Annotated in this window: 16 protein-coding genes; 12 read left to right on the forward strand and 4 right to left on the reverse strand. The window is 66.3% G+C overall.

Annotation, left to right across the window (positions count from 1 at the left end; translation table 11 throughout):
* Positions 1–408 precede the first annotated feature (408 nt).
* The gene (gene tyrS, locus ABQ137_RS18355; RefSeq protein ID WP_054591282.1) at positions 409–1620 is read right to left on the reverse strand and encodes a tyrosine--tRNA ligase; all 1212 of its coding nucleotides are present in this window, start codon (positions 1618–1620) and stop codon (positions 409–411) included.
* A 170-nt stretch (positions 1621–1790) separates the two neighbouring features.
* Here tyrS and ABQ137_RS18360 point away from each other — a divergent pair, with 170 nt between their 5' ends.
* Positions 1791–3209 (forward strand): M23 family metallopeptidase, encoded by a 1419-nt coding sequence (locus ABQ137_RS18360; protein WP_024940463.1) that lies wholly within the window; start codon positions 1791–1793, stop codon positions 3207–3209.
* 280 nt (positions 3210–3489) lie between these two features.
* Positions 3490–4632, forward strand: coding sequence for an anhydro-N-acetylmuramic acid kinase (locus ABQ137_RS18365; RefSeq protein ID WP_349783330.1), 1143 nt, complete (start codon positions 3490–3492; stop codon positions 4630–4632).
* A gap of 91 nt (positions 4633–4723) precedes the next feature.
* Here the strand turns inward: ABQ137_RS18365 and ABQ137_RS18370 are convergent, their stop codons facing one another.
* The 3 genes from ABQ137_RS18370 to ABQ137_RS18380 form a co-directional block, all read right to left on the reverse strand.
* A complete protein-coding gene (locus ABQ137_RS18370; protein ID WP_016901952.1) occupies positions 4724–4951 on the reverse strand; it encodes a hypothetical protein in 228 nt (75 codons plus the stop codon).
* Positions 4952–5009: 58 nt separating this feature from the next.
* Positions 5010–6305, reverse strand: coding sequence for an AmpG family muropeptide MFS transporter (locus ABQ137_RS18375; protein ID WP_016901953.1), 1296 nt, complete (start codon positions 6303–6305; stop codon positions 5010–5012).
* A 241-nt stretch (positions 6306–6546) separates the two neighbouring features.
* Entirely contained in the window at positions 6547–7347 is an 801-nt protein-coding gene (locus ABQ137_RS18380) for an exodeoxyribonuclease III (RefSeq protein WP_349783331.1), read from the reverse strand.
* 127 nt (positions 7348–7474) lie between these two features.
* On the opposite strand from ABQ137_RS18380, the gene pyrE reads away from it, so the two are divergent.
* The 10 genes from pyrE to ABQ137_RS18430 all read left to right on the forward strand — a co-directional run bounded on the left by pyrE (position 7475) and on the right by ABQ137_RS18430 (position 14729).
* Positions 7475–8134 carry an orotate phosphoribosyltransferase gene (gene pyrE, locus ABQ137_RS18385; protein WP_024940459.1) on the forward strand — a complete coding sequence of 220 codons (660 nt, stop codon included), beginning with the start codon at positions 7475–7477 and terminating at the stop codon, positions 8132–8134.
* Between the two features lie 22 nt (positions 8135–8156).
* On the forward strand, positions 8157–8822 hold the full coding sequence (locus tag ABQ137_RS18390) for a hypothetical protein (protein ID WP_102251044.1): 666 nt from the start codon (positions 8157–8159) through the stop codon (positions 8820–8822).
* Positions 8823–8937: 115 nt separating this feature from the next.
* On the forward strand, positions 8938–9735 hold the full coding sequence (locus ABQ137_RS18395) for a ParA family protein (protein ID WP_016901957.1): 798 nt from the start codon (positions 8938–8940) through the stop codon (positions 9733–9735).
* Positions 9735–10664, forward strand: a complete 930-nt coding sequence (locus ABQ137_RS18400) for a ParB/RepB/Spo0J family partition protein (protein ID WP_024940457.1) — start codon at positions 9735–9737, stop codon at positions 10662–10664. Before ABQ137_RS18395 ends, ABQ137_RS18400 begins: the two co-directional genes overlap by 1 nt.
* Positions 10665–10697: 33 nt before the next feature.
* Positions 10698–11006, forward strand: coding sequence for a helix-hairpin-helix domain-containing protein (locus tag ABQ137_RS18405; protein WP_024940456.1), 309 nt, complete (start codon positions 10698–10700; stop codon positions 11004–11006).
* 43 nt (positions 11007–11049) lie between these two features.
* Positions 11050–11775 (forward strand): suppressor of fused domain protein, encoded by a 726-nt coding sequence (locus ABQ137_RS18410; RefSeq protein WP_228912382.1) that lies wholly within the window; start codon positions 11050–11052, stop codon positions 11773–11775.
* 44 nt (positions 11776–11819) lie between these two features.
* Positions 11820–12785 (forward strand): SDR family NAD(P)-dependent oxidoreductase, encoded by a 966-nt coding sequence (locus ABQ137_RS18415; RefSeq protein ID WP_349783332.1) that lies wholly within the window; start codon positions 11820–11822, stop codon positions 12783–12785.
* An 88-nt stretch (positions 12786–12873) separates the two neighbouring features.
* The gene (locus tag ABQ137_RS18420) at positions 12874–13596 is read left to right on the forward strand and encodes a glycosyltransferase family 2 protein (protein WP_024940453.1); all 723 of its coding nucleotides are present in this window, start codon (positions 12874–12876) and stop codon (positions 13594–13596) included.
* Positions 13596–13937, forward strand: coding sequence for a lipid-A-disaccharide synthase N-terminal domain-containing protein (locus ABQ137_RS18425; RefSeq protein WP_016901963.1), 342 nt, complete (start codon positions 13596–13598; stop codon positions 13935–13937). The genes ABQ137_RS18420 and ABQ137_RS18425 overlap by 1 nt, the downstream gene beginning before the upstream one ends.
* Before the next feature lie 258 nt (positions 13938–14195).
* Positions 14196–14729 carry a hypothetical protein gene (locus tag ABQ137_RS18430; RefSeq protein ID WP_503021237.1) on the forward strand — a complete coding sequence of 178 codons (534 nt, stop codon included), beginning with the start codon at positions 14196–14198 and terminating at the stop codon, positions 14727–14729.
* The last annotated feature ends 282 nt before the right edge of the window (positions 14730–15011 follow it).

Raw genomic sequence — 15011 nt, forward strand, 5'->3', positions numbered from 1 at the left:
AGCGAGCCGGCCATATTAGCAGGCTTTTCATCTTCGTCAACCCCTCGTGAAGAGGAAGTTGCCGCCGCTGCACTTCAATCCGCCGTAGCGTCTTTCCGTGTAGCGAGCCGCCCATCATAGCCGGCTTTTCCGTTTCGTCAACACCCTAAATCAGGGAATTTTCGAACCCTTTCCGCTCTGGTTCCGCGTTTGCGGGTCCGTTGCGTCGGGGGAGGCGAACTATAGGCCCAAGCGGAGCATTTGGGAAGGGTTTTGTGAAAAAAATTTCACGATCTGCTTCTCTGCTGCAACGGCACGCCCTGGTAGTGCGTTATGGCAAGCCGCCGATCCGACTCAGGCGTTACACCCCTCTTTATATAGAGGTCACCGCGCAGCGGGGTTGCCGCTATGCAGCAACCTCGCGGCAGCTCAGCCGCCGACCAGCGCCACACGGGCGAAATTGCGTTTACCTACCTGGATGACGCCTTCGAAACCTGGCCCGAACTGGCGTGCCGGATCTTCGACCACTTCGCCATCGATCTTGACCGCTCGCTCCTTGAGCTTGCGCGTAGCTTCCGAATTACTCGGCGTCAGGCCGGCTGCGGTGAGCAGGCTTGCGATGCGCAGACCTTCGGCCGGTACAGCGACCTGCTGCAGCGGCAACAGACTGGTGTCGCCCTGCCCTGTCACTACCGCGTGCCAGCCGGCAATGGCCTGCTCTGCGGTAGCAGCGTCGTGGAAACGTGCGGTGAGTTCGCGTGCCAGCCGCAATTTGACCTCACGCGGGTGCAGTTCACCCGAGGCGACCTGCGCCTTCAGGCGCTCTGCTTCGGCCACGCTGATGTCGAAAGACAGCAGATCGATCCAGCGCCAGGTCAGCTCGTCGCCGATCTTCATGGTCTTGGTGACGATGTCGATGGCCGGCTCGTTGATGCCGATGTAGTTGCCCAGCGACTTGGACATCTTGGCCACGCCGTCCAGGCCTTCCAGCAGCGGCATCGTCAGCACGACCTGCGGAGCCTGGCCGTAGTGCTCCTGCAGGCCACGGCCCATCAACAGGTTGAACTTCTGGTCGGTACCGCCCAGTTCGACGTCCGCCTTCAGGGCGACCGAGTCGTAGCCCTGCACCAGCGGATACAGGAATTCGTGGATGGCGATCGGCTGCTGGCCAGTGAAGCGCTTGGCGAAGTCGTCGCGCTCGAGCATGCGCGCCACCGTGTGCTGCGCGGACAGCTTGATCATGTCCGCCGCGCTCATCTGGCCGAACCACTCGGAGTTGAAGCGCACCTCGGTGCGTTCGCGGTCCAGGATCTTGAAGACCTGCTCCTCATAGGTACGCGCGTTGGCCAGCACATCGTCGCGGCTCAGCGGCTTGCGGGTGACGTTCTTGCCGCTCGGGTCGCCGATCATGCCGGTGAAGTCACCGATCAGGAAGATCACCTGGTGCCCGAGCTGCTGGAACTGCCGCATCTTGTTGAGCAACACGGTGTGGCCCAGATGCAGATCCGGCGCGGTGGGATCGAAACCGGCCTTGACCCGCAGGGGCACACCTGATTTCAGTCGCGCTTCGAGCTGATCGAGCTTGAGGATCTCCTCGGTGCCGCGACCGATGAGTGCGAGGGATTCTTCGATAGTGGCCAACCACAGACTCCAGCGGCGTTTGCCGTCAACAACGTGAACGATGTTAAACGCGGGTTAATTCCGCGCCAAATGAAAATGTTGAACAGGCTCAATGGTTTGACGCGCTGTTACAGGCTGTCTATGGTACCGGCGATTGGGCTCGCACTTCGAGCCAGCGAGGAATTTGAACGATGCAGAACTCAGAGCAGGGCCGTGCACGCAAGCGGCGCTTTCACGAACGCCTCCACGTCCTTCACGACACTGCCCTGCATCGCAAGCTCAAGGCGCATCTCCCGGCGGCGTTCAACGACCGGTGGACACGCCGTCATTGGATCCATGCCAGCCTGTTCGCGACCATCGGTGCGCTGGTGGCCACGATCGTGCCGGGCTTCTCCAATGCCATCGATACCCCGCTGTCCAGCCATTCCACGCTGGCCTTGCCGCTGCCGCCGTTGGTGCCGAGCCGCAAGCAACTGGCGCCGAGCACCGATTGGGAAATTCTGCAGGTCAAGTCCGGGCAGACGCTGAGCACCTTGTTCGGCGAGTTGGGAATCCCGACCGCGGTGATGTACCAGGTACTGGCGCATCCGGGCACCAAGGAGGCGCTGACCAAGCTGCGTCCGGGCGCCGAGATTGCCTTCGATATGCCGACGCCGGGCGAGTTGCGCGCATTGCGCTTCGACCGCGACGACAGCCACCGCGTGGAGCTGCGCCTGCTGGGCGACAGCGTGCGCGAGAACGTCACCGAGCGGGCGACCACCACGCGCACGGTGGTGGCGAGTGGGGAAATCAGCAGCTCGCTGTACGCCTCGGCCGGCAAGTCGGGGTTGTCGCCGGCAGCGGTGGCGGTCATGACCGACGAGATCTTCAAGTACGACATCGACTTCGACAAGGATCTGCAGCCGGGCGATCGTTTCAGCGTGGTGATGGACGAAACCTGGCGCGAGGGCGAGCGGATCAATACCGGCGACATCCTGGCAGCGACCTTTACCACCGGCGGCAAGACCTACACCGGCTTCCGCTTCGAGCGTGCCGGCAAGCCGGCCGAGTATTTCGACATCACCGGCCGGCCGTTGAAGAAGAGCTTCATCCGCATGCCGGTGGCCTACAGCCGCATCAGCTCGACCTTTGGCGCACGCAAGCATCCGGTGCTGGGCACCATGCGCATGCACAAGGGCGTGGACTACGCGGCAGCCTCGGGCACGCCGATCATGGCTGCCGGCGATGCGCGGGTGGTGTTCGTCGGCACCCAGCGCGGCTACGGCAATGTGGTGATCCTGGACCACGGCAGGAACTTCAGCACGCTGTATGGGCATATGTCGCGCTTCGGCAAGATCAAGGCCGGCCAGCGCATCAACCAGGGCACGGTGATCGGCTATGTCGGCATGACCGGCCTGGCGACCGGCCCGCATCTGCATTACGAATTCCGCGTTGCCGGGCAGCAGCGCAACCCGATGTCGGTGACCATGCCGCCGCCCGAGCCCTTGCAGGGTGCCGAGCTGGCCGCCTTCCGCGCGCAGACGGCGCCGGCGCTGGCGCGTATCGAAGGCATGGAGAAGTTGATCTACGCCGACGCCGGCAAGCCCGCCAAGGGCAAGCCGCGCGGTTGAGTGGCGGCGGCTGACTCCTCAGCCGCCGACATGGCCATCGCCGGTCGGATGGCTGCGGAGCGGTTCGCGAAGGGTTGAGCTCACGCGATATCCCGGCCAGCGCCGGGGTAAGGCTGCCTACAAGTGAGAACCCGGACGCCGATGCGACAGTCGGCGCTGCCGGTGCAGCGCTGACTGACGAGCGTAGAGCCGATTGGCCTCACCGCGAGGCATGCCGGGGCGGTTGACTCTCCCACCCCGGCTGCACAAGCTGCATGACCACTGCGCAACTGGCTCTGGCATGTCTGCTCCGGAACACCTGGAATCCCCGATCTACCTGGGCCTGATGTCGGGCACCAGCGCCGATGGCATCGATGCCGCACTGGTGCGCTTTGCCGATGACAGCCATCGCCGCTGCGAACTGGTTGCCGGCACCACCGTGGCCTGGGAGCCGCAACTGCGCGACACGCTGGTGATGCTGGGCCAGGGCGCCGACGTGATCGCCATCGATGCGCTTGGACACCTAGATGCGCAGGTGGGGCTGGCGTTTGCGGCCGCGGCCAATCAACTGATCCGCGACAGCGGCGTCGCGCGTGGGCGCGTTCGCGCGATCGGCTCGCATGGGCAGACCATTCGGCATCGCCCCAAGGCCGATCCGGCCTTTACCTGGCAGATCGGCGATGCCAGCCGGATTGCCGAGCACACCGGCATTACCACGGTGGCCGATTTCCGCCGTCGCGATGTGGCTGCCGGCGGTCAGGGCGCGCCGCTGATGCCGGCCTTTCATCTGGCCATGCTGGGCACGGGCGATGAAGACCGCGCGGTGCTCAATCTGGGCGGCATCGGTAACCTGACGCTGATCCCGCGCGATGGCGCGGTGCTGGGCTTCGATACCGGGCCGGCCAATGCATTGCTGGACAGCTGGTGCCAGCAGCATCGCGGCACGGCGTTCGATGCCGACGGTGCGTTCGCCGCCAGCGGGCGCGTCGATACCCCACTGCTGCAGGCGTTGCTGGCCGACCCGTGGTTTGCGCTGGCGCCGCCCAAGAGCACCGGGCGCGAGCAGTTCCATCTGGACTGGGCGATGCAGGCGATGCGGTCGCTGGGAGACGTGGCGCTGTCTGCGGCCGATGTGCAGGCGACCCTGCTCGAACTGACCGCGGCCAGTGTCGCAGACGCGTTGCTGCGGCTGCAGCCCGATACCCGCCGGGTGCTGGTGTGCGGTGGCGGGGTGCGCAATCCGGTATTGATGGCACGACTGGCGGCGCGACTGCCGGGCGTGGTGGTGGAATCCAGCGCGCGGCATGGGCTGGATCCGGACTATCTGGAGGCGATGGGGTTCGCATGGTTGGCCGCGGAGCTGCTCGCAGGCCGGGCCGCCAATCTGCCGTCGGTGACCGGGGCGGCCGGGCCGCGGTTGCTGGGGGCGATCCATCCGGCGTGACAGGCCTGGATCAGTTGCGAGCGCCCGCAGTCGCAGCATCCTCGCGCCGGATGGATTCGCACGCGAGGCAGCGCTGGCTGACCGTTTGCAGCTACGGACTATTCCCCGCCGGCAGCGCCTTGAGCGCGGCAATCGCTTCGGCCAGGGCATCGACTTCCGGGTGTTGCAGGCCGCCGGTGACTTCGTATTCGCTGGCGAACAGGCCCTGTTCGAGCAGATGCATCACGGTCTGGTGCTGGGTCCAGCCGCGAGCGACGGAGATGCGACGGATCCTGTCCACCAGCAATGGATCGATGTCCCGCAACACCAGATCGGTCATGCCCTGCCTCGTGCACTGCGCTGCCCCGCCTGCATCATCGGCAACCTTGGCGGCCGTTTCAATCCGGGCGCCCATCGCGGGCATCCAGCCGCGGCCACAGCCAGGCGAGCAGGGCCAGCGTGGGAACCACGGTTAGGGCGCTGAGGATGAAGAAGGTGCTGTAGGAGGTGGCCTCGACCAGGAACCCGGACACACCGCCGGCGAATTTACCCGGCAAATTGGCCAGCGACACCAGCAAGGCGTACTGGGTGGCGGTGAAATTGCGATTTGTCAGCGATGACATGAAGGCCACCAGCACGGTACCGGCGAACCCCTGGAACAGATTGTCGGCACTGAGTGCGGCGTAGAACGCCCACAATTTGCCAGGGTTCTGCGCCATCAACAAAAACGCCAGGTTGGACAGCGCCACGCCCAGGGCGGCCACCAGCAGCATGCGACGGAAGCCGAACGCCGCCACCGCCGCACCGCCGGCGAACGCGCCGACGATGCCCATCCACACGCCGAACAGCTTGGACACCGTGGCGATGTCGGCCTTGGTGTAGCCCGAATCCAGATAGAACGGCCCGGCCATCACGCCGATCACCTGATCCGGGAACTTGAACAGGCCGACAAATGCCAGCAGGACGATGCCCAGCGCCAGCCCATTGCTGGAGAAGAAACTGGAAATGGGCTGCCAGAATGCGCCGGCTACGTCGATGCGACGCACCACCGTGACCAGCGGCCGGTCCGGCTCGCGGCATACCAGGGTGGTGATGATCGGCAGCAGCATCAGCGCCGACATGGCCAGGTACGCCGAAGTCCAGTTGAGGTATTCGGCCAGATACAGCGCCCCGGCGCCACCGAGGATCAGGCCGATCCGATAGCCCAGAGTGTAGGTCGCCGCCAAGGCGGCCTGCGCGGTATCTGGGGCAATTTCGATGCGGTAGGCATCCACCACCGAATCCTGCGTGGCGCCCCAGAACGAGGCGAACAGCACCCAGGCGACCAGGCCGGTGACACTCATGTCCGGGCGCGAAAACGCCAGTGCGAACAGGCCGGCAGTGACGCCGAGTTGCGAGACCAGCAGCCAGGAACGCCGGCGGCCCAGAAACGCGGTGATCGGGAACGCATAGCGGTCGATCAGCGGAGCCCACAGGAACTTGAGCAGGTAAAAAAAGCTTGCCAGGCTGATCAGACCGATGCTGCCCAGATCCAGCCCGACGTCGCGCAGCCGGGTGGACAGGGTCTGCGAGGCGATCAACAGAAACGGCAGACCGCTGCCGAAACCCAGCAGTGCCATGGTTGCCGCCGATGGCGTGGCGAAGGCCTGCCGGATGCCGCGCAGTCCTTTGTAGTTGGGTACAGGCTTGGTCATGCGCGTGGCCGCTGGGAACGGGTGCTGATTGTTGCCGGGCGGGCAGTATCGCTAGCCGCTGCACGGATTGACCTGCCGGAAACGCATGATTGGCTCCATGAAGGATCCATCGCCATCAGGCCGCGGCCAGGCACAGCCTGCACGCACTCGACGTTGATCTCCATGGGGTGGCTAGAAGCACACCGCTGGGGGGCCTGGCCAACCGTCCCCATGCTCGTCTCTGCCAGCCGCGCGCCCTCACTCACTCCGCGTAATCCACGATGTACGGCGCGTGGTCGGAGAAGCGCTGCTCGCGGTAGATGGAGCAGGCCTTCACCTTGTCGCGCAGGCCGGGGGTGACCAGTTGGTAGTCGATGCGCCAACCGACGTTGTTGGTGCGCGCCGCGCCGCGGTTGCTCCACCAGGTGTATTCCTGGCCCTGGGGATGCAGCACGCGGTAGGTATCGACCCAGCCGCGGCCGCTGGCGGCGTTGGCGTCTTCCAGCGCATCGGCACACAGGCCGTTGAGCCAGTCGCGCTCGGGCGGCAGGCAGCCGGAATTCTTCTGGTTGGACTTCCAGTTCTTGATATCCAGCGCCGAGCGCACGATGTTCCAGTCGCCGCACAGCACGTACTGCCGGCCACTGGCCAGCCACTGTTCCAGGATCGGCCGCAGCCATTCCATCACCTGGAACTTGTAGCCCTGGCGCAACTCGCCTGAGGAGCCGGATGGAATATAGAAGGACACCACGCTGAGGTTGCCGAAGCGCGCTTCGACATAGCGGCCTTCTTCGTCGAACTCGGGCCAGCCCAGCGCGGTGCGCACTTCATCGGGCTCGTGCCTGCTGTAGATGGCCACGCCGCTGTAGCCCTTCTTGGTGCTGGCGTCGCGGAACCAGGCCTTGTAGCCGCTGGGCAGGAACTTGGGACCGGCCAGCTGATGCTCCTGGGCCTTGGTCTCCTGCACGCACAGCACGTCGGCGTCCTGGTCGGCGAACCACTCGAAGAAACCCTTGGTGACGGCCGAGCGCAGGCCGTTGGCGTTGAAACTGATGATGCGCATGAATGAAGAGCCGGGATTCGGGAATGGGGATTGGAGATTCGGGAAAGCGTACCGCATCAGCGGATGCCGCAAGGCGCGACCGGCTATGCTTTCCAATCCCGAATCCCCATTCCCCAATCTCGTCACCATGACCGACCACCGCACCCGTTTCCTGCAGCTGGCCCTGGGCGCCGATGCCCTGCGCTTTGGCGAGTTCACGCTCAAGTCCGGGCGGCTCAGCCCGTATTTCTTCAATGCCGGGCGCTTCGATTCGGGCGCCAAGACTGCGCAGCTGGCGCAGTGCTACGCCGATGCGATCGACGCGGCTGGGGTGGAGTTCGACCTGTTGTTCGGGCCGGCCTACAAGGGCATCCCGCTGGCGACCGCGCTGGCCTGCGCCTATGCCGGGCGCGGGCGCGACCTGCCGCTGGCGTTCAACCGCAAGGAAGCCAAGGACCATGGCGAGGGCGGCAGCCTGATCGGTGCGCCGCTTGAGGGCCGCAAGGTGTTGATCGTCGACGACGTGATCACCGCCGGCACCGCGATCCGCGAGGCGCTGGGCATCATCCGTGGCGCCGGCGGCATTCCGTCCGGGATCGTGGTGGCGCTGGACCGGCAGGAGATCGCCTCCGAGCAGGATCGCCGCTCGGCTGCGCAGGCGGTGGCGGCCGAGGCCGGCATCCCGGTGATCGCGGTGGCCAACCTGGGCGACCTGCTTGCTTTTGCGGCAGGAAACGCCGACCTTGTCGGCTTCCGGGAACCGCTGCTGGCCTATCGTGGCCGCTACGGCACCGACACCACAGGCTGACGGCAGGCGACAGGGGGCTGCGATGATGCCGAGACACACCCGTTTGGCGTTACTCGCCGCCGTTGCGGCAGCCGTGGCCGCCGCGCCTGCCATCGCGCAGGACAAGCCGGCCGCGAAGAAGCTGTATTGCTGGAACCAAAACGGCGCCCGGGTGTGCAGCGATACGCTGCCGCCGGAGGCGGTCAATCAGGCGCGTGACGAATTCAACGCCAAGAGCGGCCTGCGCAGCGCCGAGGTGCAGCGCGCCATGAGCAGCGACGAGCGCGCCGCAGCAGCCGCCAGCGAGCAGCAACGCCAGGCCGACCTGGCCGCCGAGCAGATGCGCCAGCGCACCGACCAAGCGATGTTGATGTCCTACCAGAGCGAGGACGACCTGCGCCGGGTCTTCAACGAGCGCATCGCCATCGTCGACAACAACATCCACACCGCGCGCTTCAACGTGACCAGCCTGCGCGAAGGGCTGGCCAGCATGCTGCGCAGCGCCGGCGACCGCGAACTGGCCGGCCAGGCGGTGGCCGACAAGCTGGCCGCCGACATCCAGCAACGCCATCGCGAACTGATGGCGCAATTGCGTCTGCAGACCAGCTTCGAGCAGCAACGGGTGGCGCTGGACGGCGAGATCGCCGACATCCTGCAGCGCTATCGGGCGATGAAGGAGCCGCCGGCCGGCGCGGCGCCAACCGGCTGACCGGCGCAGCCGTCATTCCCGCCCGTGCAGCGCACTGCGGCGGGCGGCATTTCCCGATCCGACGCCCTGCCCGCATAATGGCCGGTCTTACTCCCTGCCCACGAGGCTCTCCCGCATGGCCCGGATCATCGCCATTGCCAACCAGAAAGGCGGCGTCGGCAAGACCACGACCGCGGTCAATCTGGCGGCCGGCCTGGCGCGCGCGCCCAAGCGTGTGTTGCTGGTGGATCTGGACTCGCAGGGCAACGCGACCATGGGCAGCGGCATCGACAAGCGCGACGTGGCCGCCTCGACCTGCGACCTGTTGCTGGGCGAAAACACCGCCGCCGAAATCCGCGTCACCGCGCCGGAAGGCTTCGACCTGCTGCCGGGCAACATCGACCTGACCGCGGCCGAGATCCAGCTGATGGATCAGGGCGAGCGCGAGCAGCGGCTCAAGCGCGCCCTGGCGCCGATCCGCGACGAGTACGACTTCATCCTGATCGACTGCCCGCCGGCGTTGTCGCTGCTGACGCTCAATGCCCTGACCGCGGCCGATTCGATCATCGTGCCGATGCAGTGCGAGTACTACGCGCTGGAAGGACTGACCGCGCTGCTGGAAACCATCGAGGCGTTGCGCGCCAACCTCAATCCGGCGCTGGAAATCGAAGGCGTGCTGCGCACGATGTTCGATATCCGCAACAACCTGGCCAATGCGGTGTCGGCCGAGCTGACCGAGCATTTCGGCGACAAGGTGTTCCGCACCATCGTGCCGCGCAACGTGCGCCTGGCCGAGGCGCCCAGCCATGGCCAGAGCATCGTCGGTTACGACCGCACCTCGCGCGGTGGCGTGGCCTACCTGGGGCTGGCCGGCGAAATCGTGCGCCGCCAGAACGACCGCAACAAGGCCTACCGGCCCGTGGAGACCGTCTGATGAATAAGCCGATCCCCGCAAAGAAGCGCGGCCTGGGCCGTGGCCTGGAAGCGCTGTTGGGGCCGAAGGGCGCGGCCGCCGCCGCGGCGCCGAGCGTGGCCAGCGAGGAGGCCTTGCAGCCGGGCGACAGCCTGCGCCGGTTGCCAGTCACCCAGTTGCAGCCGGGCAAGTACCAGCCGCGCAAGGAGATGGACGAGGTCAAGCTGGCCGAGCTGGCGGAGTCGATCAAGGCGCAGGGGGTGATCCAGCCGATCGTGGCGCGCGAGCTGGCACCGGGGCAATTCGAGATCGTGGCCGGTGAACGTCGCTGGCGCGCCTCGCAGCTGGCCGGGCTGAGCGAAGTCCCGGTGGTGGTGCGCGAGCTGGACGACCGCACCGTCATCGCGATGGCGCTGATCGAGAACATCCAGCGCGAAGACCTCAACCCGCTGGAAGAAGCGCAGGCGCTGCAGCGCTTGATCGACGAATTTTCGCTGACCCACGCCGAGGCCGCCGGTGCGGTGGGCCGCTCGCGCGCATCGGTGTCCAACCTGCTGCGGCTGCTGGAGTTGCCGGTGGCGATCCGCGTGCTGCTGGAAACCCGCCGCCTGGAAATGGGCCATGCGCGGGCGCTGCTCACCCTGGCGCCGGAGCTGGCCAGCAAGCTGGCGCAAGAAGCGGCCGACCAGGGCTGGTCGGTGCGCGAGGTCGAACACCGTGCGCAGCAGTTTGCCGCCGGCAAGGTGCCCGGTGCCCTGCGCAAGGGCAAGCCGGCCGCCGCTGCGCCGCAGGCCGATATCGCCTCGCTGGAGACCGAACTGTCCGAATCGCTGGGTACCAAGGTGGTGTTCAACCACGGCCGAGGCGGCAAGGGCAAGCTGGTGATCCACTACACCGACCTGGACACGCTGGACGGCGTGCTCGAACGCCTGCGCCTGCAGCGCAGCTGAGCCTGTGCACCCGCACCAGGAGCATCCCCGGCAATGAATCCCGCCAAGGTCGATCGCAAGCACCTGCTGCATCTGACCGACCTGCCGAACGTGGGGCCGGCCTGCGAAAAGGATCTGCAGCGGATCGGCATCCGGGTTGCCGCGCAACTGCGCGGTCGCGATGCCTACGACATGTATGCGCAGCTGTGTCTGTGCACCGGCGTGCTGCACGACCCCTGCGTGATCGACGTGTTCCTGTCGATCACGCGCTTCATGCAAGGCGAGGCGCCACGGCCCTGGTGGGCGTTCAGCGCCGAACGCAAGGCAACCCTGGCCAGCGAAGCACCGCTCAGTCTGGGGTGAGTGCGCGCATGCGATCAGGTGCGGCCATCAACCGGAGCAACCCATGAGCACTGAAGACGGCCAGATCAGCCCCGGCGGCAGCACGCTGATGCTGCACGCGCAGGAAAAGGCATTCGAGCCGGCACACGGCGGCGACTGCATCGAGCAGATCAGCGCACATATCGAGCAGCACCTGGGGCCGATCTCGGCCGTGCTGCACGAAATCATTTCCGACGCCGTGCATCTGGACGTACATGTGGTGCCCGCCACCGCGGATGTCCCGTACCTGCGGCTGGTGACCTCGGGCATGAGCGACCGGCCGATGACCCTGCCCGAGGGCGTGGAAGCGCCGCAGTACATGGAGCTGATGCTGAGCCTGCCCGCCGATTGGCCGATGGACCAGCGCGACTTCGAAGACCCGCGCCACTACTGGCCGGTCCGCCTGCTCAAGACCCTGGCCCGGCTGCCGCACAAGTTCGAGACCTGGCTGGGCTTCGGCCACACCATTCCCAATGGCCACCCGGCCGAACCCTACGCACCCGGCGTGCGCTTCGATGGCGCCATCGTGCTGCCGCCGGTGAGCACGCCCGAGGGATTTGCGCGCCTGGCCATCGATGCCGACAAGACCATCGTGTTCATGACGGTGGTGCCGCTGTATCCGGAGGAGATGGCGCTGAAACTGAAGGACGGCAGCGATGCGCTGCTGGATCGCTTCGATGCCAAGGGGATTGGGGACATCATTGCGCTCGATCGCGTCAACGTCGCCAAAAAGCGCTTCGGGCTGTTCTGAGCGCCACCTGCCCGCCCGCTTCCGATATCTCCAGGACCACTGCAATGACCATTCTCGTCACCGGCGCCGCCGGTTTCATCGGGGCCTACACCTGCCGCGCGCTGGCTGCGCGCGGTGAATCGGTGGTGGGCCTGGACAACTACAACAGCTATTACGACCCGCAGCTCAAACGCGACCGGGTGGCGGCGCTGTGCCCGGGCATCGACATCCGCACGCTGGACCTGACCGACCGCGACGGTCTGGCCGCGTTGTTCGACCAGATCCGGCCCACGCGCGTGGTGCATCTGGCCGCGCAGGCGGGGGTGCGTTACTCGTTGGAAAACCCGTCCGCCTACGTCGACAGCAACCTGGTCGGCTTCGTCAACATGCTCGAACTGTGCCGGCATCGGGGCGTGCAGCACCTGGTGTATGCCTCGAGCAGTTCGGTGTACGGCGACTCGGCCACCCCGCCGTTTTCCGAAGACCAGCGCGTGGACCAGCCGCGCTCGCTGTATGCGGCGACCAAGGCCGCCAACGAACTGATGGGCTACACCTATGCGCAGCTGTACGGCCTGCGCGCGACCGGGCTGCGGTTCTTCACCGTGTACGGGCCGTGGGGCCGGCCGGACATGGCGCCGCTGATCTTCAGCCGCGCGGTGCTGGCGGGGCGGCCGATCGAGGTGTTCAACCACGGCAGGATGCAGCGCGACTTCACCTTCGTCGACGACATCGTGGCCGGCGTGCTGGGCGCGCTGGACGCGCCCAGCGGCGAGCCAGTGCCGCACCGGGTGTTCAACCTGGGCAACCACACCCCGGTGGAGCTGGAATACTTCATCGACGTGATCGCCCAGGCCGCCGGGCGCCCGGCCGAGAAGGTCTACCGGCCAATGCAGCCGGGCGACATGATCCGCACCATGGCCGATACGCAGCGCGCACACGCCGCCTTCGGCTTCGAGCCGGCCACCCCGGTCGAGCACGGCCTGCCGCAGGTGGTGGACTGGTGCCGCAGTTATTTCGGTGAGCGCGCCTAAGGCACAGGTTCGCTTCATGCCTGACTCAGACAGTCAGGGCACAATGCGCGATCTTTTTCGCTCAGCCTTCATCTGGCACCACGAATCCATGAGCCAACCCCAGCTTTCCGTCGTCGTCCCGGTGTTCAACGAGCGCGACAACGTCGCCGCCCTGGTCGGCGAAATCGTCGCCGCCTTGCGCGGGCTGGTGGCGTTCGAGATCGTCTATGTCGACGACCACTCGCGCGACGACACCCTGGCGGTGCTGCAAGGCCTGAAGACCACCACGCCGGAACTGCGCGTGTTGCATCACGTCACCCAGAGCGGCCAGAGCACGGCGGTGCGCAACGGCGTCAAGGCCGCGCGTGCGAGCTGGATCGCCACGCTCGACGGCGACGGCCAGAACGACCCAGCCGACATTCCCAAGCTGCTGACCGCCCGCGCCAGTGCCGAGCCGCAGGTGAAGCTGTTCGCCGGCTGGCGGGTCAACCGCCAGGATTCGGGGTCCAAGCGCTGGGCCAGCAAGTGGGCCAACGCGATCCGTTCGCGCATGCTGCACGACAACACCCCCGATACCGGCTGTGGCATCAAGCTGTTCGAGCGCGAGGCGTTCCTGGACCTGCCCTACTTCGATCATATGCACCGCTATCTGCCGGCGTTGATGCAGCGCGCCGGCTGGCGCACGGTGAGCGTGCCGGTGCATCACCGCCATCGCACCGCCGGCGTGTCCAAGTACAACAACCTCAATCGCGCGCTGGTCGGCATCCGCGACCTGCGCGGCGTGGCCTGGTTGATCACCCGCAGCAAGCGCACCGTGGTGCAGGAGCGCTGATGGAACTGCATTGGCTGGATCAACCGCTGACCTGGCTGTACTGGACCGGGCTGCATGTCACCGGCTGGAAGCTGATCGGCTATGTGGGCGCACTGATGTTCGGCGGCCGCTGGCTGGTGCAATTCGTCGCTTCCAAGCGCGCCGGCAAGCCGGTGATCCCGCGCATGTTCTGGTACATGAGCGTGGTCGGCAGCCTGATGACGCTGAGCTACTTCGTGTTCTCGGCCAAGCAGGATTCGGTGGGCGTGCTGCAGAACCTGTTTCCGGCGTTCACCGCGTTCTACAGCCTGTATCTGGATGTGAAGCATCGCGGCTGGAGGCGGGATCGGGCGGTGCATTGAGCTGGGATTGGGGAGTGGGGAGTGGGGATTCGTAAGTGCGGCACTCCCGCTCCACGTTTCCGGGCTTTGAGGCGATGCTGGCTGCGTAGCTGAGCTGGATTGAGCGTGCTGCACTGGCTCTGCTTTCAGTGGATAACGGCAGGGGCTCGCTAGCTGGGGTCAACGCGTTTTTTCGTACGTCGCGATGCGCTGGTTACCGACCTGGAATGAGGCGCGTGGCCAATGCCGCGGCTGTTTGCTCATCGGCATGCTGTGCCTATGTCCAGCGCGCTCCTCCATCGTCCGTTGTCCGGGTCGGCGCCGCTTGCGGCGCATTGGCACCTGCGGCTGGACACGCATCAGCAGGTGCCGTTGTTTGCCGACTGGCGTTGCGCGCGAGCGGCCGCGGCCAATCTTGCGGCGGCCGGTCATTGGCAGGGTGCGCAGTTGCTGTGCTGGGTGCTGCTGCCGGACAGTTGGTGTGCGCTGTTGCAGGCGCCGGGCAAGGCTGCGCTGCTGCAACTGGCTGCGGTCGCACGACAGGCGGCTGCCGAGGCGGTCAATCGCGCGCGCGGCCGTGGTGGGACGGTGTGGCAGCCGCAGATGCAGGCGTCGGCGCTTGCACCGACTGAGGACCATCGACAGTTCGCGCGCGCGCTGGTGGCGTTGCCATTACGCGCAGGGCTGGCCGCGCGGATCGGTGGGTATCCGTACTGGGATGCGGTCTGGCTGTTGCATGACCACGCTGCACACGGCGCCGCGATTGCAGCGCCGGATGATCGCGCACGTACGCCGGCTCCGGGAGGCAGGTGACCGTGATCGCGTGCATTCGTCTGGCTTGAGCCGGAAAGACTGACCCGCGTCTTCGCCTGTCAGCCTTGCGGGATATCTGTGCGAGCGATGTCTGCTCGATCAACATTTGACGTCCAGCGGCGCCTGCTCGATCAACGTCTGACGTCGAGCGGCGTCTGTTCGGGCGACGCCTGACGTCGACCGCCTACGCCTGTCGGAGCGGGCCGCGCGCTGCGGTGATGGCCTGCATCTGCCTGCGCCGAGCACGGTGTGGTCGGCAGCTGTGGCGACGCGACCTGCCCT

The organism is Xanthomonas sp. WHRI 8393, from assembly GCF_040203315.1.
Classification (GTDB): domain Bacteria; phylum Pseudomonadota; class Gammaproteobacteria; order Xanthomonadales; family Xanthomonadaceae; genus Xanthomonas; species Xanthomonas arboricola.

What these genes read in the sequence shown, in the direction of transcription:
- ABQ137_RS18415 (WP_349783332.1), top strand. Translation starts at nt 11,820, where the DNA reads ATGACCATTCTCGTCACCGGCGCCGCCGGTTTCATCGGGGCCTACACC.
- ABQ137_RS18420 (WP_024940453.1), top strand. Translation starts at nt 12,874, where the DNA reads ATGAGCCAACCCCAGCTTTCCGTCGTCGTCCCGGTGTTCAACGAGCGC.
- ABQ137_RS18395 (WP_016901957.1), top strand. Translation starts at nt 8,938, where the DNA reads ATGGCCCGGATCATCGCCATTGCCAACCAGAAAGGCGGCGTCGGCAAG.
- ABQ137_RS18390 (WP_102251044.1), top strand. Translation starts at nt 8,157, where the DNA reads ATGATGCCGAGACACACCCGTTTGGCGTTACTCGCCGCCGTTGCGGCA.
- ABQ137_RS18400 (WP_024940457.1), top strand. Translation starts at nt 9,735, where the DNA reads ATGAATAAGCCGATCCCCGCAAAGAAGCGCGGCCTGGGCCGTGGCCTG.
- pyrE (WP_024940459.1), top strand. Translation starts at nt 7,475, where the DNA reads ATGACCGACCACCGCACCCGTTTCCTGCAGCTGGCCCTGGGCGCCGAT.
- ABQ137_RS18370 (WP_016901952.1), bottom strand. Translation starts at nt 4,951, where the DNA reads ATGACCGATCTGGTGTTGCGGGACATCGATCCATTGCTGGTGGACAGG.
- ABQ137_RS18375 (WP_016901953.1), bottom strand. Translation starts at nt 6,305, where the DNA reads ATGACCAAGCCTGTACCCAACTACAAAGGACTGCGCGGCATCCGGCAG.
- ABQ137_RS18430 (WP_503021237.1), top strand. Translation starts at nt 14,196, where the DNA reads ATGTCCAGCGCGCTCCTCCATCGTCCGTTGTCCGGGTCGGCGCCGCTT.
- ABQ137_RS18380 (WP_349783331.1), bottom strand. Translation starts at nt 7,347, where the DNA reads ATGCGCATCATCAGTTTCAACGCCAACGGCCTGCGCTCGGCCGTCACC.
- ABQ137_RS18410 (WP_228912382.1), top strand. Translation starts at nt 11,050, where the DNA reads ATGAGCACTGAAGACGGCCAGATCAGCCCCGGCGGCAGCACGCTGATG.
- ABQ137_RS18365 (WP_349783330.1), top strand. Translation starts at nt 3,490, where the DNA reads ATGTCTGCTCCGGAACACCTGGAATCCCCGATCTACCTGGGCCTGATG.
- ABQ137_RS18425 (WP_016901963.1), top strand. Translation starts at nt 13,596, where the DNA reads ATGGAACTGCATTGGCTGGATCAACCGCTGACCTGGCTGTACTGGACC.
- ABQ137_RS18360 (WP_024940463.1), top strand. Translation starts at nt 1,791, where the DNA reads ATGCAGAACTCAGAGCAGGGCCGTGCACGCAAGCGGCGCTTTCACGAA.
- ABQ137_RS18405 (WP_024940456.1), top strand. Translation starts at nt 10,698, where the DNA reads ATGAATCCCGCCAAGGTCGATCGCAAGCACCTGCTGCATCTGACCGAC.